Genomic DNA, 22,756 nt, shown 5'->3' with positions numbered 1-22,756 from the left:
AGCAACAACTAATGCAAGTACACACTTTCACATATCGGAAAGGAGTCTGGCAATGACTATGCAAACAAAACCCCGTATTCTGATTTTGGGCGCAGGCTATGCAGGCATGATTTGCGCCAAAAAGCTCTCCAAAAAACTGCCCCCCGAACAGGCGGAAATAATCCTGGTCAATAAACACTCTTACCATCAGTTTCTGGCGCAAATCCATGAACCCGCCGCCGGACGCAATGATTTTGAAGATGTGCGGGTAGAAATCGCAGAAGTGCTGGATTTAAACCGGGTCCGGTTTCACAAGGGGATTGTCTCCAGCATAGATCGGGAACGCCAGCAAGTACACCTGAGTGATGGCACTGTCCTCAGCTATGATTATCTGATTATCGCTCTGGGCAGTGAGCCAGAGTATTTCGGCATTCCCGGCCTGGCTGACCATGCCCTGACCTTGCACAGTTTAAATGGGGCCCGCTTGATCCATACTCACATTGCCAACGCCCTGGCCCGCTACAAAGCTGAGCCAGAACAAAAACACCTGCTGACCTTCGTCATCGGTGGCGCCGGGTTTACCGGGGTAGAACTGGCTACTGAGCTGGCCGACTGGTTGCCGGAACTGGCCCGTCGCTATGATATCCCGGTCGAAAAAACCAAAATCATTAATATCGAAGCTGCTCCCTGTGTTTTGCCGGGCAATGATGCCTTCCTCTGTGAACAGGCAGCTCAAATTATGGCCGCCAAAGGCATCGAACTTATAACCCAGGACCCCATTCATCACGTGGAATCCGAGCTGGTTTGTCTTAAATCAGGCCGGCAAATCCACACCGGTACCATCATCTGGACCGGCGGCGTCCGGGGCAATCGTGTCGTCGAAGCGAGCGGCTTCCCTGTTCAGCGAGGCCGTACCCCTGTGGATGCATTTAACCGGGCCCAGGGCTGGGAAAACATTTTCGTCATCGGTGACTGTTCTTTGCCATTCGGTCCGGAAGGAAAACCTCTCCCCCCTACTGCTCAGGTCGCTTTACAGCAAGCTGAGCATGTAGGGGAAAACCTGGTTAACTTGCTGACAGGGCAACCCCTTACTCCCTTCCGATTTATTCATCGGGGAGTGGTAGCGTCCCTGGGACGCCGTTATGCTGTGGGTAAGGTCAAAAAATACCGGGCCACTGGCCTGATCGGTCATATTCTGAAAGAAGCAGTAGCTATCCGCTACCTCTATAAACTGGGAGGACTGCCCCTGGTCATCAAAAAAGGCTTGCTCGCCTAACGGAGCAAGCCTTTTTTATTTCTGAAAGGATAGCTGCAAAACCACAATTTCCGGCTGATTGCCTATGCGGAAAGGTGGCCCCCAGGTACCATAGCCAGAAGACACTACCACCTGCAACGAACCTTTGCGATAATAGCCCCAGTCCACTTCATAGATACGACTGGTTAAATAATTATTAGGCCAGAGCTGACCGCGATGGGTATGTCCGGAGACCTGCAGGTCTATACCTGCCATTAAACTTTCCTCCAGTTGCCGGGGTTGATGGTCCATCAGCAGCATGGGTTTATGGCGGTCCAGGTTCTTGATTATTTCCGCTAAGGGTTTTCTTTTTTTACCGGTAAATCGTTCCTTTACCTGATCTTCCCGGCCAATCAGGTAGAGACTGTTTGCTACGAATACAGCCTCATCCCTTAATACGGTAATGCCTGCTTCCCTTAAGGCTGCCACTGCTCTTTCCGCTTCACCTCCGATATATTCATGATTACCGGTGACAGCATAAACCCCATAGCGGGAATGAAGCTGGCGAAAGGCGTCCGCCATCTTTTGTTCGATAAAAGGAGCGGTATCTTCATCAATAATATCTCCTACTAGTAACACCAGGTCCGGCTTGATGGTATTGATTTGCCGGACAGCCTGTTCCAGACGCTGTTTGTGATTGATCCGTCCCAGGTGCAGGTCGCTGAGCATAACGACCTTCAAGCTGTCCAGTTGCCCACCTGGCTTATTGATATTGACCGCATAGGTACGCACCACTGGCTGGCGGGCATTGTAAAAACCGTAGACTAACAGCCCGACAATAAACAGAAAAAGCCCCAGGCCTAGAATAGGTGTCAGCGAATTCGGCCATAAACCCATCCGTCCCAGTACAAATTTAATCAGATCAAAAATAATTAAGCTCAGGAGTAAATAATAAAATGCTCCCATCCACCAGGATCCCAGCATAGTAAATCCCCAGCTGTCCAGCCATGGTAAAAACCTTTTGCCCAGTCTTCCAATTAGATAGGCAAGCGCCAGTAACCAGAAAACAACCCAGTAAAACTTTCTGTCCAGCCAGGGGAACCAGTAACTGAACAGCAGCCAGCCCCGCCGGCCAACGTAATAATTAAGCAAAACATAGATGCTTAAAAAAATGGCAAGAAAGATATAGAAACCATTATGGCGCACCAACTGCCACTCCTTGTAACAACATTTTCGCATCTAGCCCCTATATTGTGCCATAAATTTTAAAGAGATACAAGAGGAGGAAGGGATATGAATGGTATCTATATCTCCCTCTCTGTCCGCAAACTTTATCTCCTGCAAAATGGCAAGCCCCTGGCCATCTACCCTATTGCCATCGGCAAACCCCAGACTCCGACCCCGCAGGGTAATTTTCGTATACTGGAGAAAATAATCAATCCCGGGGGCATCCTGGGCAGCCGCTGGCTAACCTTTCATTTCGTCCCCCGGGGTAAATACGGTATTCATGGTACTAACAATCCCGCTTCAATCGGCCTGGCCGTTTCCAATGGCTGTGTGCGCCTCCACAATCAGCATATCGAAGAGCTTTTTTCCCGGGTTAGCATCTGGACCCCGGTCTGGATTCGTTCTGAGCCCTGGTCGGAACTGGCAAAGTAAGCGGCGATTTTTTCCTGAGTCAGGGAATTTTTTAAAAAAGCCATGAAGCTAGCTGCTGCTGCAAATTCCCTTTCCGGATAATTTGCCCAGAGCTGGTATTCCCCCTGAAAGCCTATAACCTTAAGCTCTTGCAGCAGCATATTAGCCTGGTAATAAGCCAGAGTCACCCTTTTCGGCACCAGGGCTACGCCCTGTCCTGTTCTGGCAGCTGTTAAAACAGCATCCAGACTGTCCAGAGTGATGACCTGACTGCAATTAATGTTATGTTTACCCGCAACCATAGCAAAAGGATAACTTGCTTTTAGCGTAAAAATCCGTTGGCGGGCAAGTTCATAAAAATTAATGGTTTTTAGACTGGCAAGGGGATGTTTTTTAGCTGTCAGCAGAACTAGTTTATCTCGATAAACTGCTTCGCCTGTGTACTCCGGGATCTTCAGTCTTTCAGCACTGATAACCAGAATATCTTTACTGGCGGTTAGAAAATCCAGGGATCCCTCCACCTGTTCAACAGGGACCCGTGGATAAATCTTCTTAAAATTTTCCAGTAACCAGGTCAGAAAAGGGCCTTTAATCATGCTGGCAATCCTTAGCCTCTGTTTTGCCTGCTGGCAGCTGAGTTTACACAAATCCAGCTGGGCCTTCTCCCAGAGCTGAAGCAACTCCCGTCCATAAAGTTCCAGCAAAATACCGGCTTCTGTTAATTCCAGATTTTTTTTGCCCCTGATCAGCAGTCTGGTATTCAGCCTTTCCTCTAGCACCTTAATCTGTTTGGTAACTGCTGGCTGGGAAACTCCCAATCTCTCAGCTGCTTCCGTTAAATTCCTGCATTCAGCCACTACTACCAGCGTTTTTAAATAATCCAAATTCATCGAATTTCACCTCAATCGTCGATTGGGGCCTAGCAGTTTAATCTCTTCTACCATTTCCCGGGTAGTAGAAGCGAATTTTTGCCCTTCCGCTCCTGATATCCAGCGGGCTCTCAACCGACCCGGTTCATAGCCTACATATTCCAGTAATCGCTTGAAAATCAAAAATCTTCTGCGCGTGAAATAGTTACCAGTAGCATAATGACAGTCACCCGGATGACAGCCAGCCACCAGTACCCCATCGGCCCCATGCTGAAAAGCTTTAAGAATAAATTGCGGATTTACCCTGCCGGAACAGGGCACCCGGATGACCCTGACATTAGGCGGTTGTTGCAAGCGGCTAATCCCTGCCAGGTCTGCCCCGGCATAACTACACCAGTTACAGCAAAATCCAATGATTTTAGGCTGCCATTCCTTTACTGACATGCCCAGACCACCTCCGCCAGCAATTGCTCATTGGTGTAACCACTGAGATTCAACGCCCCGGAACGACAGGCAACGGTACAGGCACCACAGCCCTGACAGAGCCCTTTATTTACCATAGTCACCCATCGCCCCTGGCTTTCCTTGAACTCTAAAGCATGATAGGGACATATGCTTTGACAATGCATACATCCTGAACAAAGCTGCTCATTTACTTCTGCAACCATCGGATTGGTTACCAGATGTTGCTGGGCAAAGAGGGCTGTTACTTTGCTGGCCGCTGCACTGGCATGCGCCACTGTGTCCGGGATATCTTTGGGCCCCTGACAGCAACCGGCTAAAAATATGCCAGCAGTATTGGTTTCAACTGGCCTCAATTTGGGGTGAGCTTCCATGTAAAAGCCATTGCTGTCCGCAGCGAAGCTGCAAATCTGGGCCAGCTGTTCCGCACCGGCAGCCGGTACCATTCCGGTAGCCAGAACCACCAGATCAGCCGCGATTTCTACCTTCTGCCCGCTGAGGGTATCTTCACCCCAGACGATCAATCTGTTATCTCGTTCATAAATTTTGGCGACTCTGCCACGCAGGTAATTAACCCCATATTCCTCTACTGCCCTCAGGTAAAATTCCTCATACATCTTACCGGCAGTTCGCACATCCATATAAAAGACATAGACCTCCGCTGACGGGATTTTTTCCTTGATTTGCATTGCATGTTTGGCAGTATACATGCAACAGGCTCTGGAACAATAACTCTTGCCTTTCCGGTAGTCCCGGGAACCGACACATTTGACCAGAACCACACTCCGGGGAACTTTACCGTCAGAAGGCCGCAGGATTTTGCCGCCGGTAGGTCCGGATGCATTTAACAGGCGTTCCAGTTGTAAACCGCTGATGACATCCCGGTATCTACCCCCGCCATATTCCTCATATCTGGTCCAGTCAAAAAGCTCATAACCGGTAGCTACCACAATCGCTCCTACCTGTTCCTGGATCAATTCCTCCTGTTGAGTGTAATCAATAGCTCCATTGGGACAAATTTTAGCACAGAGACCACATTTATTTTCCTGAATTTTACGGCAATTTCTAGCATCGATAACCGGTTTATTGGGTACAGCCTGGGGAAAAGGTCTATAAATGGCTGGTCGCATGCTCAGGCCCTGTTCAAATTCACTGGCTACCTTGCTCGGGCACTTACTTTCACAAATGCCGCACCCGGAACATCTGGCCAGATCTATATACCGTGGTTTCTGGTGAACGGTAACAGTAAAATTGCCCAGATAGCCCTCAACCTTAGCTACTTCCGCCAGAGTATAAATTTTTATCTTTGGATGCTGGGCTGCCTCCACCATTTTTGGTGTACATATACAGGCTGAACAGTCCAGGGTAGGAAAAGTTTTATCCAGAGCTGCCATTTTACCACCAATGGTTGGCTCTTTTTCTACCAGTACCACTTCATAGCCATGTTCAGCAATATCCAGAGCAGCTTGCAACCCGGCTATTCCGCCCCCTATCACCAGTGCTCTTTTATTTATAGGCAAAAAATCTTCAAACAACGGTTTGGCCCGACTAACTTTGGCAATGGCTTTTTTGACCAGGGCAATAGCCTTTTCTGTGGCCAGCTGGGGTAGATGAGAATGAATCCAGGAACAATGTTCGCGCAAATTAGCCATTTCCAGCATATATGGATTCAAACCAGCTCGCTTCAGGGTTTTACGGAAGGTAAGCTCGTGCATGCGTGGAGAGCAGGAAGCAACTACCACCCGTTCCAAACCATGCTCCTGGATAGCCGAAATGATCATCTGTTGCCCTGGTTCAGAGCAAGTATACTTGTGATCTGTTGCCAGCACTACTCCTGGCAATGAACGTACAGCTTCCACCACTTGCGGTACATTCACAACACCACCGATATTGGACCCACACCAGCAGACAAACACTCCAGTTTTCCCCATTATTCCATCCCCTTATCAACAATACTCTGTTAAATTATACAATAACTTATTATTATCTGGCTAATAACTTTTTGTTATAATCAAGTTAAAAAAAATACCGGTAACAGTACCGGTATGGAGGGGAGAGTTGGAATCGAACCAACCCCCGGACGGGTTACGTCCAGGCCGAGCGGATTTGCAGTCCGTGGAGGGACCCAGCCCCCTTCTCCCCGCTCATATTATACCCAATTATTACTTATGATAAAAATAAAAATTAGTTATCGTAAATTGTTCCAGCTTTCCTGGCTGTATTTTTCCGCTACCAGCATTGCTGCCTGTGCCTTTTCCTGCTCTGTAAGCAAACCCGTTTGCAGTTCTATACCCAGGCCCTGGCTAAAGCCAGCTGTAAAGGCAGTTACCAGTTCCTCATATTCCGGTTCCCGTCCCAGAATCGCACCAATAGTGATAGCCCGCTGGTGAAAATTACTGAGCAGCCGCCTCCGCATTTCTTCGCTGGGAAAGCGGAGACAGGCGAAAAGTTTCTCCGTCTCCAGCCGCACCAGGATGGAACCGTGCTGCAAAACCACTCCCTGTTTGCGGGTCTGGGCACTGCCCACTAATTTTTTGCCCTCTACCGTCAGTTCATACCGGGAAGGAGCATCAAAACAGGCTGAAGAAGCCGGTTCTGTTCCGCTTTTACCTTCTGCCAGACATGCATCGATCCCCAGATTTTTTAAACCTGTCAGCAGACCCCGGGAAATCTTTAAATATGATTCCAGCACTGAACCGCTAACCGCCGGATGGTCCTGCGGGGCTATCAGGCTATAGGTCAGCTCATGTTCATGAAGAACCGCTCTGCCTCCAGTCAGGCGGCGCACTACTTTTACTCCCAGCCGCTGACAGGCAACCAGGTCCACTTCCTGTTGCAGCCGCTGAAAATACCCCAGGGACAGCCCGGGAGGCTGCCAGGCATAAAAGCGCAGGGTAGGAGGAACCTGGCCAGCAGCTACTGCTTCCAGAATGGCTTCATCCACGGCCATATTCCAGTAAGGGTCCATGCTGCCACTATCAATCAAGCGCCACTGCACTGTTCCTCCTCCTTCGGCTCAGTTTTCAGACTGCTGAAAAGGAAAGCCAGTTCCTGCTCTCTCTCTGCTTCAGTCAGCGGCCGGGGATAATTATACATAATACCCCCTGGTTTCTCATTATAATAGGGCCGGTTGCAATCTGGACAGCCACTGGTCTGGAATGCCCTGCCACAGGCCAGCCATTGCCGTAACTGCTCCCTGGCTCCCAGATAAACCAGGCGACCACTGGCAGTAAAAATCATTTGTTCTACCCTGACCAGTTTGTTTTTGATTAACCAGTGGGCAGCCTGGATGCGGCGATACTGGGCCAGCGGTGGTGGCGGCCGGTCTGCCAGAGCTGTACCCGGCACAGGGGTAAAGGCAAAAAGAGCCACTGTTATTCCCTGGTCGGTAAAACGCTGCAGCAGCTGGCAAATTTCTTCTTCCCGCTCTCCCAGGCCAACGATGAGATGAGTGCTAATTCGCCCCGGAAAAGTTCGGGCGGCAGCTTCGATAAAAGCCAGCTGTTCACTCCAGGAACCGCCCTTGATCTGGCTATATAGTTCAGGATTAGCTACATCCAGAGGTAATCCAATCCGTTCTACACCCGCAGCCAGCATTTCCTCCAGCCGAGCCATATCCATGCGAGTGCAGGAAAGGCAAATGGGCACATCGGTTTGCCGTGTCAGTTCTGCAATCATCTCCCGGGTATGTAGCCAGGCCTCCCGGCTGTTAACCACTTGCAAACAGGTGCGTTTGATCTCCCCGGACTGAAAAGCTGCAGCAATCCGGGGCACCACTTCCTGCATCTGAAAACCCGGCCAGGTCACCCGGGAGAGGAGATCAGAACGGCTCTGGCTGTCCCGGCCTTGAGGACAGAAGCCACAGGAACGACTGCACTTTTCCCCCGCCATCAAATAGGCGGTGGTGGGAGGGGCATCGGTTTTAAGCTGTTTTAGCCCCAGTACATGGGCTGTACCCGCTGAAACCTTGATCATAGTACACAACACTCCTCCCCGTAGACTATCTCCAGTCCCAGGGTTTGCGCCAGCTGAACAGCTCCCGGGGTGGGCTGCACCAGCCGGTTGATCCCGGCCCTGATGGCCAGTTCGTCCAGCCGGGCCCGATATTTGCCTTTGGGCCGCATACACCCCAGGTGAATGGGCAAATTAGGAAAACGCAAACGGGCCTCGCTCAGCAAATCCACCACTCGTTCTAAGGGCGGCGGCTGACGATCGGCATAGCGGGTGCCGGGAGTCGGGGTAAAGACTATAAAAACCAGTCCCTCGGTCCCCAGCTCGGCCAGCAAATCCAGCGCTCTTTCTTCCCCGCTTTCCTCTCCTCCGCGCAAACCGATACAAATATGGGGCAAAACTCTGACCTTTTGCCTGAGAGCCTGATAGACCCGGACATAATCTTCCACCGTTTTTTCCAGGCCCAGGGCTTCGCGGATGGTAGCATCATCAGCAACAAAATCAAAGGAAACCACATCAGCAATCCGGGCCAGAGCTGGAATTTCCTCCTCATTCACCAATCCCACATGCATGTTGTAGCGGCTCTTTCCTTTGGCCTGGAGCAGTAGATCCAGCTGGCGGAACCAGGGGACCCGGCCCTGACCATCACAGCCGCCGCTAATCAGATAGCTTTTAGCTTGCCCTAAGATTTCTGGTTTCAAAGCAGCCATCTTTTCCAGATAATGCCCACCGCAATGACTGCAATTCAGGGCACATTCCTTGCCGGTCACACTTACCCCTTTGGTTGCATGGGGGCGGTCAAAATAAATTCTGGGGGGAAAATGGGCCTGGCGCACTTGCCAGGCCGTTTGTAATTTCTTTTCCATTATTGACCATCCCATTTCAATACAGGCTGTCTGGCCGCCCGGGCTTCATCTACCCGACCAATGGGGGTAGTATGGGGAGCTGATGTCAGCAGCTCCGGATTTTCCTCCGCTTCCCGGGCGATTTTGATCATACTGGCAATAAATTCATCCAGAGTCTGTTTGGACTCCGTTTCTGTGGGTTCGATCATCAGGGCTTCCTCCACGATCAGCGGGAAGTAGACCGTAGGCGGATGATAGCCATAGTCCAGTAACCGTTTGGCTATATCCATAGTTCTGACACCATAAGGTTTTTGCTTTTTGGAATTGAGCACAAATTCGTGTTTGCAAATCCTGTCAACAGGAAGATAATAATGCTGTTTCAACTGACTGAGCAAGTAGTTGGCATTAAGTACAGCATTTTCGCTGACAGCCTTCAGGCCTTCTCCGCCCAGAGCCCGCATGTAAGTATAGGCCTTAACTGCCACCCCGAAGTTGCCATAGAAGGAACGCACCTTACCAATGGACTGGGGCCGATCATAATCCAGGCGGTAACCATCCTCGCCTTTCACTACAACCGGTACAGGCAGGAAAGGTGCCAGGAAATCCCGCACTGCTACCGGACCGGAACCAGGGCCGCCGCCCCCGTGGGGAGTGGAAAAGGTCTTATGCAGGTTAAAGTGCATTACATCAAAGCCCATATCTCCCGGCCGAGCAATTCCCATAATGGCATTGGCATTGGCCCCATCATAGTAGAGCAAACCGCCTTTGCTATGCACGATTTCCGCAATTTCCCGGATGTTTTCTTCAAACAAACCCAGAGTGTTGGGGTTGGTCAGCATTAAGGCAGCGACATGCTCATCCATCACCTTTTTCAGGGCTTCCACATCCACACAGCCCCGCTCATCGGATTTCACCGCTACCACTGAATAGCCGCAAATGGCGGCAGTAGCCGGGTTGGTGCCATGGGCGGAGTCAGGAACAATCACCCTGGTGCGTTTATCCCCCCGGCTCTCATGGTAGGCCCGGATGATCATCATCCCGGTATATTCCCCGTGCGCCCCCGCTGCCGGTTGCAGGGTCACTGCCGGCAAACCGGCGATTTCCGCCAGATACTCCTGGGTCTGGTACAGCAACTCCAGAGCCCCCTGGATCGACTCCTCCGGCTGATAGGGATGCAGCCAGGCAAAACCGGGTAAGCGAGCGGTATTTTCATTGATTTTAGGATTATATTTCATCGTACAGGAGCCCAGGGGATAAAAACCGGAATCCACCCCGTGATTGAGACGGGAAAGCTCGGTGAAATGGCGAATGACTTCCACTTCACTCACTTCCGGCAAGCCCTTTACTTCTTCTCTTAATTCCACTCCCGGTAACAGTTCAGCCAGCTCCCGGGCAGGTACATCACAATCCGGCAGGGGATGACCAACACAACCAGGGCGGCTGAGCTCAAAAATGAGTTTGGCCATCTTACTTCACCTCCCCCAGCACTGCGATCAGACGGTCTATTTCCTGCCTGGTTCGTTTTTCAGTGGCTGTCCACAGCTGGGTACTGGTCAGTTCGGGATAAACCCGCTCCAGATCCAAACCGCCAATAAACTTGTGGGCCAGCAACTTTTCATTGATCCGCCGGGGCGATTGAGGAGTCTTGATAGCAAATTCCCGGAAAAAGGGTGCTGTAAAGGCTGGTGCAAAGCCGGGAAGTTTTTTCATTTCCTCAAAGAGATAGTGGGCCTTTTGCACATTCAATTCGGCAACTTTCCTAACCCCCTGCTTGCCCAGCAAACTCAGGTGAATAGTGGCAGCCAGCGCACAGAGAGCCTGGTTGGAACAAATGTTGGAGGTAGCTTTTTCCCGGCGAATATGTTGTTCCCGGGCCTGCAGGGTGAGAACAAAAGCCCGCTGGCCCCGATTGTCAACGGTCTGTCCGACAATTCGGCCCGGCATCCGTCTTACCATCTCCTCTTTCACAGCCATAAAGCCAAAAGAAGGTCCGCCAAAACTGGGAGGATTGCCCCAGGGCTGGCCATCACCAACCACGATATCCGCACCATATTCACCAGGAGGAGTCAAAAGTCCCAGGGAAATGGGGTCAGCGATAACCACAAATTTGGCCCCAGCCTGTTTGGCCATCTCACCAATCCTCTCGCCCTGCTCCAGACAGCCAAAGAAGTTAGGTTGCTGGATAATCACCACCCCAGCCAATGTATCCAGTTGTTCCTGTAACGCAGCTTCAGAGGTTACTCCGTCTTCATAGGGGATTTCCACCACTTCCAGCCCCTGGCCCCGGGCATAGGTCTTCACCACGGCCCGGTATTCAGGATGAACGGCAGTGGAAATCAGAATCCGCGGCCGGCGGGTGGCTGCACAGCCCATCAGGGCCGCTTCCGCCATGGCTGTAGCCCCATCATACATAGAAGCATTGGCCACATCCATGCCAGTCAACTGGCAGATCAGGGTCTGGAATTCAAAAATCGCAGTCAGCGTCCCCTGGCTTATTTCCGGCTGATAGGGAGTATAGGCTGTGTAAAACTCGGAACGCAGGAGAATATGATCTACGGCACTGGGAATATGATGGTCATAAACCCCTGCCCCCAGGAAGGATACATATTCCTGCAGGCTGGCGTTTTTGGCAGCCAGTTCCCGCAAATGGGCAGCTACTTCCATCTCGTTCTTAAACCCGGGAATCTGTAATGGCCGCTGCATTTTCACTTCCGCCGGAATGTCAGCAAACAAGTCCTCAATACTGTTCACTCCCATAGCGGCCAGCATTTCCCGCCGCTCAGCCTCGGTATGCGGTATATACATGCGGTTATGCCCCCTCGCTCTTATTCGTTGGCCAGCAATTCTTCGTATTCGTCAGCAGTCAGCAAATCCGCCGGTTCTTCGCTGATTTCCACCTTGACCATCCAGGCAGCATAGGCATCTTCATTGATTTTTTCAGGGGCGTCGATAAGCTCCTGGTTTACTTCTATCACTTTGCCTGTTACAGGAGCATAAATATCTGAAACGGCTTTTACTGATTCCACAGTACCGAAGCTTTCTCCAGCACTGATTTCTGTACCTACCGGCGGCAAATCTACAAAAACTACGTCGCCAAGGGCTTCCTGAGCGTGATCTGTAATGCCGATAGTAGCAATATTGCCTTCGATTTTTACCCATTCATGTTCTTTGGTATACTTTAAGTCTGCCAGTACCTTACTCATACTCAATTACCTCCCTCTTTTATAAAAAGGCAAATTAGTTATTTTTGCCTTTACTTCCTTGTTACGAATTAATACAGCCACTTCCTGGCCAGGTTGAGCTACTTCTATAGCCACCAGAGCCATGGCCAGATTCTTGCCCAGGGTAGGTGCCATGGTTCCAGAGGTTACTACCCCGATTTCCTGTCCCTGGTTGACTACCAGGTAACCCTGCCGGGCAATGCCCCGCTCTACCATTTCCAGACCTACCAGCTTGCGCTTCAGTCCTGCTTCAGCCTGGGCCGTAAGAGCAGGCTTGCCGATGAAATCTTCCGGTTTATCAAGGGCGATGAATCTCTTCAGGCCAGCTTCCAGGGGTGTAATATCTTCGCTCAGTTCATGGCCATATAGAGGCATAGCAGCCTCAAAGCGCAGGGTATCCCGGGCCCCCAAACCGATAGGCTTAATACCCTTATCCTGTCCAGCCGTAAGCAGGGTTTGCCAGAGCTGCCTGGCCTGGTCCGGTGAACAATAAAGTTCCCAGCCATCCTCCCCGGTGTAGCCGGTGCGGGAGATAATACAGGGTATGCCCGCAACCTCACCTCGGGTGAACCAGTAGTAGCGAATAGCATCTAACTGAACGGGAGTAAGGGGCTTAAGGATCGCAGTAGCCTGAGGTCCCTGAATGGCCAGCTGGGCCACAGTATGGGAAATGTTTTCCACCTCCACTCCTGCCGGGGCCAGCTGCTTGATCCATTCATAATCCTTATCAGTATTGCCGGCATTGACTACAAGGAGATATTCCTCCTCATCCTCCTTGTATACCAGCAGGTCATCCACCGTGCCACCGTGTTCATAGCACATGGGAGAATAGAGGATTTGCCCTTTTGCTAACCTGGCCACCTGGTTGGGCAGCAACTTTTCCAGAAAGGCCAGGGCCCCGGGGCCTTTAACGGTAATTTCCCCCATGTGGGAGACATCAAAGAGACCTGCTGCCTGGCGGACGGTCTGGTGTTCATCGATAATGCCACTGTACTGAACCGGCATTTCCCAGCCCCCAAAATCCACCATCTTCGCTCCGGCGGCTATATGCAACTCATAAAGGGGAGTGCGTTTCAATTCTGCCAACAGGAACACCTCCTTAACATTAGTATGTGCCAATGGGGACAAATAAAAAGGACAGAGACAAGCCTTTTTGGCTTTTCTCTGTCCTGGTTACCTGAGAGATTACCCGCAATAGTTACGGGCTTCCCCTTGGGTGTTTCGGGCAACCTGGCAGTCTACCCGAAAGCTCTCCAGAGTGGGGTCTGAAGTCAGTTCTTTTGCCTGAGAGTTTTGATCTGCGGCCGCCAACCGCCCATCTTGCTCCTTCGGCGCCCTTTAAGGGTCTCTCCCGACCTCTTCCTCCCCCGTATATTCAGTTTCAAGGCAGGTCTCCATTTATAATATATTCGCCAACTAACCCGGAAGTCCTTCTTGATCTGACAAAAAATTTAGGCTATTCCGGGTTTCAATATAATGTAACTGTTTTTTATTGATTACTGCCCAGGCCTGTTCCCCTAATTGCAGCCGCAGCTGGTTATCTGCCCAGCCCCAAACTTCCAGTCCTTCACAAAGGAGACAATAGTAAACCCCATCCCAGTGTTCTTCCACATATTTTACCTTCCCAGGCCAAAGCCAGCTCTCACCGGCTACAGCCGGTTTGGCGCCGAGGATTCGCACGCACCGGGCCGGAATAGCCCCCAGACCGGGCGGCAGTTCCTTTAAACCCGGCAGACTCCCTCCGGTAGGCCAGAGATTTTCCACCCCAAAAAAACGAGCTATCGCCTCACTAGCCGGCCGTTCGGCCAGTTCCCGTACCGTTCCCACCTGAGCCATTTGCCCCTGCAACAGTACCAGCCCCCGGTCAGCCAGTAACGGCAATTCCCGAAAGTCATGGGTAATGAACAGGGTGGTGATGCCCGTTTCTTTCAATAACAGACGCAATTCCCGCAGGAGACGGCTACGGGTAGGTGCATCCACAGCGGCAAAAGGTTCATCCAGCAAGAGCACCTGGGGCTTAAGAACCAGGGCACGGGCCAGGGCTACCCGCTGAGCTTCCCCTCCACTTAAATCTTGAACTCGGCGCCGGGCCAGCTCCGTCAAGCCCAGCCGTTCCAGCCAGGGCCCGGCCAGCTGTTCCCGCTCCCGGGCAGATAGGCCACGAAATTTCAGCCCCAGGGTGACATTATCCAGTACGGTTCCACTGACCAGCAATGCCTCCTGAAAAACCAGGGTTACCGCCTGGCGCCATTGATAAGGGTCCCGGCCCGGGCCCCAGACCATTTCCCCGGCGCGAATGCTGCCCTGGCTGGGACAGAGGATCCCGGCCACTGTCAGCAGCAATGTACTTTTGCCTGCCCCATTGGGACCCAGCACCGCCATGATTTCCCCGGCTCCAAGCTCTAAGCGCGGCACGGCAAGTACCAGCTTACCCCCGCGCTTTACCTGTAGATTTTCCAGTAACAGCGGCCAGCCCATTTCAACCTCTCCTTTGCTGCAACAGGGTGAGCAGATAGGTTACTCCATAACTTAAAAATAGCAGAACAAAACTCAAAGCCATGGCCAGGCCAAAATTGCCTTTACTTACTTCCATTACTGTTGCTGTGGTTAAAACCCGGGTTTCCCCCTGGATATTGCCCCCTACCATCATGGAAGCACCTACTTCCGAAACCACTGCCCCAAATCCTGCCATCACTGCTGCCAGCAGGGAATAACGGGCCTCCTTTAACAGGATCCCGATAATATGTAAAGGACTCGCCCCTAAAGATTGCAGCTGCCAGACCAATTTGGGGTTAATCTGTTGAATGGCGGCCATAGTCAACCCCACAATGATAGGAGCAGCAATCAAAGTCTGAGCGATAATCATGGCGGCAGGGGTATAGAGAAGATGAAAGAAACCCAGGGGCCCATTACGCCAGAGCAAAATGGTCACCAGCAGACCAGCTACCACCGGCGGCATACCCATACCGCTGTTAACCAGAGTCACCAGCAAGCGCCGCCCCCGAAAATCCCCTAAAGCCAGGTACACACCCAGGGGAATCCCTATGACAAGACTTAAGATAGTAGCTGTACCTGAAACCCGCAAAGAAAGGGCAATAATGGCCCAGGTTTCCCGGTCCCCCTGGAACAATAATTTCAGCGCCTGAACCATCCCTTCCCAGATCAATTCCATCCCTTGCACCTACTTTGTTACTGTTTTATAGCATCAGGATAAAACAGGGGCTGGCCATATTTATCCACCCCAAACTGGCCGATCAACTTCTGGGTGTCCGGTTTAAGTAAAAAGGCGATAAAAGCTCGAGCTCCTTTAGCATTAACTTTGGGATATTTGTCAGGATTTACTGCCATGACATGGTAGATATTCTTTAACTCATTACTGCCCTGGACCAAAATCTCCAAATTCAACTTGTCTTTTAAGGCCAGGTAAGTGCCCCGGTCTGTAATTGTATAACCCCGTTTTTCTGCAGCCACACTCAGGGTTTGTCCCATCCCGCTGCCAGTAGACTGATACCATTTGCCGGCAGGTTTTATTCCTACCTTTTCCCATATTTTTTGTTCAAACTTGTGGGTACCGGAATTATCCCCCCGGGATAAGAATAGAGCCTGCTGCTGAGAGATAGCTTTGAGTGCCTCTTTTATTTCTTTTCCTTTAACTCTGGCTGGGTCCTCTGCTGGGCCAACCAGGATAAAGTCATTGTGCATTACCAGAGAGTAGTCAGTCACAATCCCTTTATCCACCAGCTTTTGTTCAGATGCCGGTGCGTGAGTCAACAGGACATCAGCTTCTCCTCTTTCTCCCATAGCCAGAGCCTGACCAGTTCCTACCGCAATTGTTTTGACATTATATCCAGTTTCTTTTTCAAAAGCAGGTATCAACACATCCAGCAAACCTGAATCCTGGGTGCTGGTGGTAGTAGCCAGGATCACATCTTTGTTACTTTTTTCTGCTATTGTATTTTTAGCCTTTTCCTGCTGGGAACCGCAACCAGTTAAACTGGCGATAAAAAGCATGATAACTGTAAATAAGATAGCAGTTCTTTTCATAAAACAACTTCCTCCCTCGTTCTGTTAAAATGTACATAACGCAGATAAAAAAATTAAAATGGCTTTCTTTGTTGCCAGTAACTGACAACCGCATTTATCTCTGCTGTCATTTGTTCAAAAAACAGTAAAAGTCGCTCCCCATCTCCAGTCAGACTCATTCCCCCTCCATTTTCTCCTCCAGTTTGCTTGTAAACCAGTTCCCGCTGTAAAACAGCTTCAGCTTTGCGCAGCCGGCCCCAGGCCTGGCGGTATGATATACCCAATTTCTGTGCAGCCTGGTTCAGAGAACCATACTGCTGTATAGCTTTAAGCAGTGCACACAATCCGCTCCCACCCACTGCCTTATCATCATATACCAGCCACGCTTTCCAACGAACCTCCATCTTCTCGCCTCCACTGTTGGATAAAAATATATTCGGCAGGAAAAGGAAAATTCCTGCCGTCATTGAGCTAAATTAACATTATTTTTTTCAATTTTTTGACCGGCCCAGGCCAGGATCAAACATCCGCCCAGAAGAGACAGCAACCCTCCCAGCACTAATCCACCGGCAGCTCCAACATACGAGAGAATTGACAGAATCAGGATGGTAACCCCTAAACCCAGATGCCAGCGGGGGAAAAACAGAGCCAGTAATGATAAGGCCAGCAATCCCAGCCCCAGAACCATTCCGGCCCAGTAAAGCCCGCTCCCTGGCAAAAAAAGGACCGGAGCAATATCAATCCCAAACCAGATAACTAAAATGCTCCCTAAAAGAGTTAATACTGCCCCCAAAACAGGACGTTTCCGATTTTGCACCAGGATAAAGCCCCAGGAGGTAGTAGCAAGAATAGCCACAGGCCATGCCAGCCAGGGGTTAAAAGCAATTTCCGTTATCATTACACTTATTGCAGCCAGCAAGGGACGCCAGAGCATTTTTCCAGGCAACTCCATATACCAGCCTTTCAATTGCATCCTGTTAAGCCAGCAGGAAAAAATTCCGCTGTATAGCCAGCTGCCAGCTGTCATACCAAGAGCTATCCCTGCATATATATAATTTTGGGGCATCAAAGCCCCTCCGATCAACCCCAGAGTAATGGCCCCTTCGACACCGTAGGCAATCTGTTTATGAGGAAAATACCTGACCAGAATCATCATTGTTCCTATTCCAGCCATGGCACCAATGAGGGCCGAAACCAGGCCCAATTGCCACCACACCCCGCCTGCAAAAGCCCCAAGCAAGCCGCCCAGTATAATTGCCTGCATTTTAATTTTCATTCTCATCCCTCCAGGAAAAAAATAAGGAAGCCGGGCCTTCCTTAAATCAGTTATTCCAGGGGCTGCTATGCATGATATTGGCTGGCGCTACTTCCCTGTTATTGCTGTCGTAGAGATGCAAAGTCAGCTTCATGCCGGGAATGCTCATGGTTTTGGTGGACATATAGTGGGCATTGATTTTAGCCCTGGTCAGGGTAACAGAACTGGCTTTCATACCTATATCAGCTTTTTGGTCATCTCCGGTTACCAGGTTGGGGTGGTCAGTCCTCATATTCTCGTCCATCTGCAGATCTCCGAAATCAATTTGTTCCGCTTCAATATAATCGGCATTCATCAACAGCTGGGTACCGCTGACATATTTACTTTCAGTTGTATTGGCTTCCACTAATACCTGGACATAATTGGCCACCGGAAAACCCAGATGCGACAAATCTATATTCTTGTAAAGGCGCAGGCCCCAGATACTCACAGTATCCATGGTAGTCTGGGACTGGGGAAAAGCTGTCCAGCTTTCCTGTTCCTTATTGGACAAATTGGTATCGGCAACTGAAGGAATCAGTTCAAAATTGGTACCCGTGATTTTATCAGCTTCAATTACAAACCCACCCACTCCTGCCAGTGGCATGGCAGCAAAGAGATTACCTGTATTGGCCAGAGTTACCAGTACGGAAAACAGACTGCCCAGTGTCAGTCCCAGGGACCAGAAAAATAATTTTTTGTTTAAATTCAGTACGCTTAACATCTTCTCAACCTCCCTAACGCTATTTCTCCCGGCTTCCTCGGAATGAATCTTCATTCATATATATCTAAGAACAATTATACTTATCTGAATTTTTTACACTATATTTTTTTCCAAAAGGATAAATCTTCTGACTGAATGGTCATTTAAGTACACCGAACAGTAACACCGCTGGTCAGACAAAAAGAAACCACCCCGGTAATCCGCCTGGGGTAATTCAAAAAAAAGACCATGGCTAACACCATGGTCCCTAATCCAACTTCAAACTTCCACCCTCGAACCTCAACTAAACTACTTCCCCATAGATCAAGGTCGCCGGTGCCGGCTGCTGACAGCTGATGGTAAAAGCGGCTTTTACTTTAGCCATTACTTCCGCCAGCCGCCGTTCCTCGTTGACATGGAGCCAAACCAGTGGTTCGCCAGCCGCCACCGCCTCTCCTACTTTCTTGTTAACTACCAAACCAACGGCCAGATCCACTTTTGATTCCTTGGTCTCCCGGCCAGCCCCCAGCATGGTGGCTGCGATCCCTAGCTCCTCGGCTTCGATTCGCGCCACATAGCCATCCTGTTCTGCCAGGAGAGGAATTACCTTTTGGGCCTGAGGCAGGAGCTCAGGCTGGTCGATAACCCGGGGGTCACCGCCCTGGGCAGCTACCATTTCTTTGAATTTGGCCAGAGCCTGCCCATTCTGCAGCAGTTCCTCCAGTCTGGCCCGGGCTGCCGCCGGATTGGCAGCCTTCCCAGCCAGTGTGACCATGTGGGCTCCCAGAGTCAGGCAAAGTTCCCTCAAATCGGAGGGCCCGCCGCCTCTTAAAGTTTCAATAGCCTCTTTAACCTCAAGGGCATTGCCAATCGCCCGACCCAGAGGCTGGTCCATATCGGTAATTACCGCTACTGTTTTTCGCCCTACCTCCTGGCCAATGGCCACCATGGCCCGGGCCAGGGCGAAAGAATCCTCCAGGGTTTTCATAAAGGCCCCGCTGCCGGTTTTAACATCCAGTACGATGGCATCTGCTCCAGCAGCAATTTTTTTACTCATAATAGAGCTGGCAATCAAGGGAATAGAATCCACAGTTGCCGTGACATCCCGCAGGGCATACAGCTTTTTGTCAGCCGGGGCCAGATTGCCTGTTTGCCCGACAACAGCCGCCCCAACTGTGTTGACATTGCGGATAAACTCCTCTTTATTCAGCTCTACACGGAAACCGGGAATGGACTCGAACTTATCCAGAGTACCACCGGTATGTCCCAGACCGCGGCCGCTCATCTTGGCTACCGGTGCCCCGGCTGCTGCTACCAGAGGAGCCAGCACCAGGGTGGTGGTATCCCCGACGCCACCGGTGGAATGCTTATCTACCTTGATCCCGGCAATGCCACTTAGGTCCACCTGATCGCCAGAACGGACCATAGCCATGGTCAAATCCGCTGTTTCCCTGGCATTCATCCCCCGCAGGAAGACAGCCATGGCCCAGGCGGCCATCTGGTAATCGGGAATTTCATTGCTGGTATAGCCCTGGACCATGAATTCTATTTCCGTCTGGCTCAATTCGCCGCCATCCCGTTTTTTGCGGATAATATCATATGCGCGCATGCCCTTTCCTCCTTACATCGCTGCCAGAATTCCCTTGATCAATTGAATGAAACGGGGCCGGGCCTGTTCCGCCACCGCAACTACCTGCTCATGCTCCAGCTTTTCCAGGTGTTCTCCTATCGCCATATCGGTGACACAGGCTATTCCCAGTACCTCCATGCCCCCATGGTTAGCAACAATCACTTCCGGGACTGTGGACATGCCCACCGCGTCGCCGCCGATCTGGCGCAGGAAAATCAGTTCTGCCGGGGTACAGTAATTAGGCCCGCTGACCGGCACATATACCCCTTCCTGCAATTTTACTCCCTGTTCCTCGGCCACCTGGCGGGCAAGGGCACGCAAACGGCGGCTGTAGGCTTCACTCATATCAGGGAACCGGGGCCCAAATTCCTCCAGATTGGGGCCAATCAAGGGATTGCTGCCAATGAAATTAATATGGTCAGAAATTAACATCAAGTCCCCGGGAGCAAAAGTGGGATTCATCCCTCCGCAGGCATTGGTAACTATCAGCTCTTTTATCCCCAGGGCCTGCATAACGCGAATGGGAAAGGTTACTTCCTGCAAGCTATAACCTTCATAGTAGTGAAAGCGTCCCTGCATGGCCATAACCCGTTTGCCAGAGAGCAAGCCGATAACCAGGCGGCCAGCATGGCCTGCCACAGTGGAAACCGGGAAATGGGGGATTTCGGCATAATCCAGAATTACCGTTTCCTCAATCTCCTCTGCCAGTGAGCCCAGACCGGACCCCAGCACCAGACCGATTTGGGGCAGCTCCCGGCCAGCCAGTGCTTTTTTAATATAGCTTGCTGCATCCTTAATTTTTTCCCTTAATTCTAACATAACTCCACTATCCCCTTTACCAGCGCTAAAAATTGCTTTTTAATTCTTTCAGCAGTTTCCATTACTTCACTGTGGTCCAGTTTCTCCGGCAAAATTCCGGCCGCCATATTGGTGATACAGGAAATACCCAGCACTTCCATGCCGCTGTGATTGGCTACAATAACTTCAGGTACAGTGGACATCCCCACCGCATCAGCACCGATTTTGGCCAGATAACGGATTTCGGCCGGGGTTTCATAAGAAGGCCCGGTCATGGCGGCATAAACCCCTCGCTGCAGCTTAAAACCCTGGCTGGCTGCTACCCGGTCTGCGATTTCCTGGAGACGGGCACTGTAAGCAGCACTCATGTCCGGAAAACGGGGGCCAAAATCATCCCAGTTAGGTCCAATCAGAGGGTTGCTGCCCATCAAATTAATATGGTCGGTTATCAACATCAGGTCTCCCGGTTTAAACTCCCGGTTGATACCACCGGCCGCATTGGTAACGAACAGCTGGCGTGCCCCCAGTAGCTTCATGACCCGTACCGGGAAGGTGACTTCTCCCATGCTGTAACCTTCATAATAATGAAATCTTCCCTGCATAGCCACTACCGTTTTGCCTTTCAGCTTGCCCAGCACCAGACGACCGGCATGACCTTCCACAGTGGATACCGGGAAATGAGGGAGCTCCCGGTAGGGAATGGTCACTGCCTCCTCGATTTCCTCCGCCAGAGCCCCCAGTCCGGATCCCAGGATCAAGGCAATTTCCGGCAGGTAATCGGTGTGACGGCGAATGTACTCCACAGCTTCAGTCAATTTGACTTTCCAGGCTCGTTCCATGCTTTAACCTCCCCTATTTTAGTTCTGCCAGAAAAGAGGTGCCGACTTCGATTTCCGTGCCCAGGGCCCGGGCAATGGTTTGCCCGATATCGGCAAAAGTTGACCTGGTCCCCAGGTTTACGCCCCCCTGATAGCGGGGGCTATAAACCAGGAGGGGAGTATACTCCCTGGAGTGATCTGTACTGGCATCAGTAGGATCACAGCCGTGATCTGCCGTAATAATTAACAGGTCATCATTGCCCATCCGTCCCATGATTTCCGGCAAGCGCTGGTCAAATTCGCTTAAAGCCCGGGCATAACCTTCTACATCATTGCGATGGCCATAGAGGGAGTCAAAATCCACCAGGTTGGCAAAAATCAAGCCCTGGTCGCCCTGGTCCATGAATTCCAGCGTTTTGTCCACAGCATCCATATTGGATTTGGTGAGTTTATGCTGGGTCACACCCCGGCCATCATAGATATCTTTAATTTTTCCCACTGCCATTACTTCCAAACCCAGTGCCTTGATTTTATCCAGCAACATGGTTTTGGGGGGCTGCAGGGAATAGTCATGACGCCGCTCAGTCCGCTTAAAGGCTCCCGGTTGCCCGATAAAGGGCCGTGCTATTACCCGCCCTACGGCATGATCGCCAACCAGTAGTTCCCGGGCGATTTGGCACATGCGGTAAAGCTCCTCGATAGGTATAACCTCTTCGTGAGCGGCAATCTGGAAAACGCTATCAGCCGAAGTATATACAATAGGATAGCCGGTACGCATGTGTTCTTCGCCCAGCTGTTCAATAATCACTGTCCCGGAAGCAACCACATTGCCCAGGGTCTTGCGGCCGATCCGCCGTTCAAATTCAGCAATAATTTCCGGTGGGAATCCCTGGGGATAAGTGCGAAAAGCCTTCTCCAGAATGATGCCAGCCATCTCCCAGTGGCCAGTGGTGGTATCCTTGCCATTGGACATCTCGGCACAGCGACCATAAGCTCCCCTGGGATTGCTGATCGGTTGCAGGTGGGGAAAAGGCCGGATATTGGCTAGCCCTAGCTGAATCAGGTTGGGGACTTTCAATCCTCCTACCCTTTCGGAAATATGGCCCAGGGTATCAGCCCCGGCATCGCCATACCTGTCGGCATCCGGCAGGGCGCCAATACCCGCACTGTCCAGTACGATCAGGATTGCCCGTTTAAATATTGCCATTTTAGCTTCCTCCTCTGTGCAAACGTTTCTCCACCAATAATGTTAGTCGTCTGACCTTTTAGTAATTATTCTATTCCACACCGA

General features: G+C 51.0%; 23 protein-coding genes, 1 tRNA gene and 1 riboswitch. Of the genes, 2 read left to right on the top strand and 22 right to left on the bottom strand.

Annotation, left to right across the window (positions count from 1 at the left end; all coding sequences use genetic code 11):
- Positions 1-52 precede the first annotated feature (52 nt).
- Positions 53-1,255 (top strand): NAD(P)/FAD-dependent oxidoreductase, encoded by a 1,203-nt coding sequence (locus B5D20_RS04615; RefSeq protein ID WP_078665053.1) that lies wholly within the window; start codon positions 53-55, stop codon positions 1,253-1,255.
- Between the two features lie 15 nt (positions 1,256-1,270).
- On the opposite strand, the gene B5D20_RS04610 is transcribed toward B5D20_RS04615, so the two are convergent.
- A complete protein-coding gene (locus tag B5D20_RS04610) occupies positions 1,271-2,419 on the bottom strand; it encodes a metallophosphoesterase (RefSeq protein WP_159071829.1) in 1,149 nt (382 codons plus the stop codon).
- A gap of 87 nt (positions 2,420-2,506) precedes the next feature.
- On the opposite strand from B5D20_RS04610, the gene B5D20_RS04605 reads away from it, so the two are divergent.
- A complete protein-coding gene (locus tag B5D20_RS04605; RefSeq protein WP_078665051.1) occupies positions 2,507-2,872 on the top strand; it encodes a L,D-transpeptidase in 366 nt (121 codons plus the stop codon).
- Here B5D20_RS04605 and B5D20_RS04600 read toward each other — a convergent pair.
- From B5D20_RS04600 to B5D20_RS04505, 21 genes are all read right to left on the bottom strand, one after another.
- Positions 2,785-3,741 (bottom strand): LysR family transcriptional regulator, encoded by a 957-nt coding sequence (locus tag B5D20_RS04600; RefSeq protein WP_078665050.1) that lies wholly within the window; start codon positions 3,739-3,741, stop codon positions 2,785-2,787. The genes B5D20_RS04605 and B5D20_RS04600 overlap by 88 nt on opposite strands.
- A gap of 6 nt (positions 3,742-3,747) precedes the next feature.
- Positions 3,748-4,164 (bottom strand): hydrogenase iron-sulfur subunit, encoded by a 417-nt coding sequence (locus B5D20_RS04595; protein WP_078665049.1) that lies wholly within the window; start codon positions 4,162-4,164, stop codon positions 3,748-3,750.
- On the bottom strand, positions 4,155-6,113 hold the full coding sequence (locus tag B5D20_RS04590) for a CoB--CoM heterodisulfide reductase iron-sulfur subunit A family protein (protein WP_078665048.1): 1,959 nt from the start codon (positions 6,111-6,113) through the stop codon (positions 4,155-4,157). The genes B5D20_RS04595 and B5D20_RS04590 overlap by 10 nt, the downstream gene beginning before the upstream one ends.
- Positions 6,114-6,228: 115 nt before the next feature.
- Positions 6,229-6,324, bottom strand: a tRNA-Cys gene (locus B5D20_RS13825).
- Between the two features lie 46 nt (positions 6,325-6,370).
- A complete protein-coding gene (locus B5D20_RS04585) occupies positions 6,371-7,180 on the bottom strand; it encodes a lipoate--protein ligase family protein (protein ID WP_200803465.1) in 810 nt (269 codons plus the stop codon).
- Positions 7,165-8,157, bottom strand: a complete 993-nt coding sequence (gene lipS2, locus B5D20_RS04580; RefSeq protein WP_078665047.1) for a LipS2 family lipoyl synthase — start codon at positions 8,155-8,157, stop codon at positions 7,165-7,167. Before lipS2 ends, B5D20_RS04585 begins: the two co-directional genes overlap by 16 nt.
- Positions 8,154-8,999 (bottom strand): LipS1 family lipoyl synthase, encoded by an 846-nt coding sequence (gene lipS1, locus B5D20_RS04575; RefSeq protein ID WP_078665046.1) that lies wholly within the window; start codon positions 8,997-8,999, stop codon positions 8,154-8,156. Before lipS1 ends, lipS2 begins: the two co-directional genes overlap by 4 nt.
- Entirely contained in the window at positions 8,999-10,444 is a 1,446-nt protein-coding gene (gene gcvPB / locus B5D20_RS04570; RefSeq protein WP_078665045.1) for an aminomethyl-transferring glycine dehydrogenase subunit GcvPB, read from the bottom strand. The genes lipS1 and gcvPB overlap by 1 nt, the downstream gene beginning before the upstream one ends.
- A gap of 1 nt (position 10,445) precedes the next feature.
- Positions 10,446-11,783, bottom strand: coding sequence for an aminomethyl-transferring glycine dehydrogenase subunit GcvPA (gene gcvPA, locus B5D20_RS04565; protein WP_078665044.1), 1,338 nt, complete (start codon positions 11,781-11,783; stop codon positions 10,446-10,448).
- Positions 11,784-11,803: 20 nt separating this feature from the next.
- Positions 11,804-12,181 carry a glycine cleavage system protein GcvH gene (gene gcvH / locus B5D20_RS04560; RefSeq protein WP_078665043.1) on the bottom strand — a complete coding sequence of 126 codons (378 nt, stop codon included), beginning with the start codon at positions 12,179-12,181 and terminating at the stop codon, positions 11,804-11,806.
- A 6-nt stretch (positions 12,182-12,187) separates the two neighbouring features.
- On the bottom strand, positions 12,188-13,285 hold the full coding sequence (gcvT, locus tag B5D20_RS04555; RefSeq protein ID WP_078665042.1) for a glycine cleavage system aminomethyltransferase GcvT: 1,098 nt from the start codon (positions 13,283-13,285) through the stop codon (positions 12,188-12,190).
- A 176-nt stretch (positions 13,286-13,461) separates the two neighbouring features.
- Positions 13,462-13,563: riboswitch (glycine riboswitch) on the bottom strand.
- 52 nt (positions 13,564-13,615) lie between these two features.
- Positions 13,616-14,677 carry an ABC transporter ATP-binding protein gene (locus B5D20_RS04550; protein WP_078665041.1) on the bottom strand — a complete coding sequence of 354 codons (1,062 nt, stop codon included), beginning with the start codon at positions 14,675-14,677 and terminating at the stop codon, positions 13,616-13,618.
- 1 nt (position 14,678) lies between these two features.
- Positions 14,679-15,371, bottom strand: a complete 693-nt coding sequence (locus B5D20_RS04545; protein ID WP_078665040.1) for an ABC transporter permease — start codon at positions 15,369-15,371, stop codon at positions 14,679-14,681.
- Between the two features lie 17 nt (positions 15,372-15,388).
- Positions 15,389-16,243, bottom strand: a complete 855-nt coding sequence (locus B5D20_RS04540; protein ID WP_078665039.1) for an ABC transporter substrate-binding protein — start codon at positions 16,241-16,243, stop codon at positions 15,389-15,391.
- A 53-nt stretch (positions 16,244-16,296) separates the two neighbouring features.
- The gene (locus B5D20_RS04535; protein WP_079932891.1) at positions 16,297-16,626 is read right to left on the bottom strand and encodes a winged helix-turn-helix domain-containing protein; all 330 of its coding nucleotides are present in this window, start codon (positions 16,624-16,626) and stop codon (positions 16,297-16,299) included.
- Between the two features lie 59 nt (positions 16,627-16,685).
- Positions 16,686-17,498 (bottom strand): DUF6114 domain-containing protein, encoded by an 813-nt coding sequence (locus tag B5D20_RS04530; RefSeq protein ID WP_078665037.1) that lies wholly within the window; start codon positions 17,496-17,498, stop codon positions 16,686-16,688.
- 46 nt (positions 17,499-17,544) lie between these two features.
- A complete protein-coding gene (locus tag B5D20_RS04525) occupies positions 17,545-18,240 on the bottom strand; it encodes a DUF6230 family protein (RefSeq protein WP_078665036.1) in 696 nt (231 codons plus the stop codon).
- 283 nt (positions 18,241-18,523) lie between these two features.
- Positions 18,524-19,828, bottom strand: a complete 1,305-nt coding sequence (locus B5D20_RS04520; protein WP_078665035.1) for a pyrimidine-nucleoside phosphorylase — start codon at positions 19,826-19,828, stop codon at positions 18,524-18,526.
- 12 nt (positions 19,829-19,840) lie between these two features.
- On the bottom strand, positions 19,841-20,668 hold the full coding sequence (locus B5D20_RS04515) for a purine-nucleoside phosphorylase (protein WP_078665034.1): 828 nt from the start codon (positions 20,666-20,668) through the stop codon (positions 19,841-19,843).
- Entirely contained in the window at positions 20,662-21,486 is an 825-nt protein-coding gene (locus B5D20_RS04510) for a purine-nucleoside phosphorylase (RefSeq protein ID WP_078665033.1), read from the bottom strand. The genes B5D20_RS04515 and B5D20_RS04510 overlap by 7 nt, the downstream gene beginning before the upstream one ends.
- Positions 21,487-21,499: 13 nt before the next feature.
- On the bottom strand, positions 21,500-22,672 hold the full coding sequence (locus tag B5D20_RS04505; RefSeq protein WP_078665032.1) for a phosphopentomutase: 1,173 nt from the start codon (positions 22,670-22,672) through the stop codon (positions 21,500-21,502).
- Positions 22,673-22,756: the final 84 nt, after the last annotated feature.

This window comes from Carboxydocella sporoproducens DSM 16521 (assembly GCF_900167165.1).
Classification (GTDB): domain Bacteria; phylum Bacillota.
Note: the sequence above shows the minus strand (reverse complement) of the source record. Positions and strands in the feature narration are given on the sequence as shown.

What these genes read in the sequence shown, in the direction of transcription:
- B5D20_RS04505 (WP_078665032.1), bottom strand. Translation starts at nt 22,672, where the DNA reads ATGGCAATATTTAAACGGGCAATCCTGATCGTACTGGACAGTGCGGGT.
- lipS1 (WP_078665046.1), bottom strand. Translation starts at nt 8,999, where the DNA reads ATGGAAAAGAAATTACAAACGGCCTGGCAAGTGCGCCAGGCCCATTTT.
- lipS2 (WP_078665047.1), bottom strand. Translation starts at nt 8,157, where the DNA reads ATGATCAAGGTTTCAGCGGGTACAGCCCATGTACTGGGGCTAAAACAG.
- gcvPA (WP_078665044.1), bottom strand. Translation starts at nt 11,783, where the DNA reads ATGTATATACCGCATACCGAGGCTGAGCGGCGGGAAATGCTGGCCGCT.
- B5D20_RS04615 (WP_078665053.1), top strand. Translation starts at nt 53, where the DNA reads ATGACTATGCAAACAAAACCCCGTATTCTGATTTTGGGCGCAGGCTAT.
- B5D20_RS04545 (WP_078665040.1), bottom strand. Translation starts at nt 15,371, where the DNA reads ATGGAATTGATCTGGGAAGGGATGGTTCAGGCGCTGAAATTATTGTTC.
- B5D20_RS04515 (WP_078665034.1), bottom strand. Translation starts at nt 20,668, where the DNA reads ATGTTAGAATTAAGGGAAAAAATTAAGGATGCAGCAAGCTATATTAAA.
- gcvH (WP_078665043.1), bottom strand. Translation starts at nt 12,181, where the DNA reads ATGAGTAAGGTACTGGCAGACTTAAAGTATACCAAAGAACATGAATGG.
- B5D20_RS04520 (WP_078665035.1), bottom strand. Translation starts at nt 19,828, where the DNA reads ATGCGCGCATATGATATTATCCGCAAAAAACGGGATGGCGGCGAATTG.
- B5D20_RS04535 (WP_079932891.1), bottom strand. Translation starts at nt 16,626, where the DNA reads ATGGAGGTTCGTTGGAAAGCGTGGCTGGTATATGATGATAAGGCAGTG.
- gcvPB (WP_078665045.1), bottom strand. Translation starts at nt 10,444, where the DNA reads ATGGCCAAACTCATTTTTGAGCTCAGCCGCCCTGGTTGTGTTGGTCAT.
- B5D20_RS04600 (WP_078665050.1), bottom strand. Translation starts at nt 3,741, where the DNA reads ATGAATTTGGATTATTTAAAAACGCTGGTAGTAGTGGCTGAATGCAGG.
- B5D20_RS04530 (WP_078665037.1), bottom strand. Translation starts at nt 17,498, where the DNA reads ATGAAAATTAAAATGCAGGCAATTATACTGGGCGGCTTGCTTGGGGCT.
- B5D20_RS04510 (WP_078665033.1), bottom strand. Translation starts at nt 21,486, where the DNA reads ATGGAACGAGCCTGGAAAGTCAAATTGACTGAAGCTGTGGAGTACATT.
- B5D20_RS04605 (WP_078665051.1), top strand. Translation starts at nt 2,507, where the DNA reads ATGAATGGTATCTATATCTCCCTCTCTGTCCGCAAACTTTATCTCCTG.
- B5D20_RS04550 (WP_078665041.1), bottom strand. Translation starts at nt 14,677, where the DNA reads ATGGGCTGGCCGCTGTTACTGGAAAATCTACAGGTAAAGCGCGGGGGT.
- B5D20_RS04595 (WP_078665049.1), bottom strand. Translation starts at nt 4,164, where the DNA reads ATGTCAGTAAAGGAATGGCAGCCTAAAATCATTGGATTTTGCTGTAAC.
- B5D20_RS04525 (WP_078665036.1), bottom strand. Translation starts at nt 18,240, where the DNA reads ATGTTAAGCGTACTGAATTTAAACAAAAAATTATTTTTCTGGTCCCTG.
- B5D20_RS04540 (WP_078665039.1), bottom strand. Translation starts at nt 16,243, where the DNA reads ATGAAAAGAACTGCTATCTTATTTACAGTTATCATGCTTTTTATCGCC.
- B5D20_RS04590 (WP_078665048.1), bottom strand. Translation starts at nt 6,113, where the DNA reads ATGGGGAAAACTGGAGTGTTTGTCTGCTGGTGTGGGTCCAATATCGGT.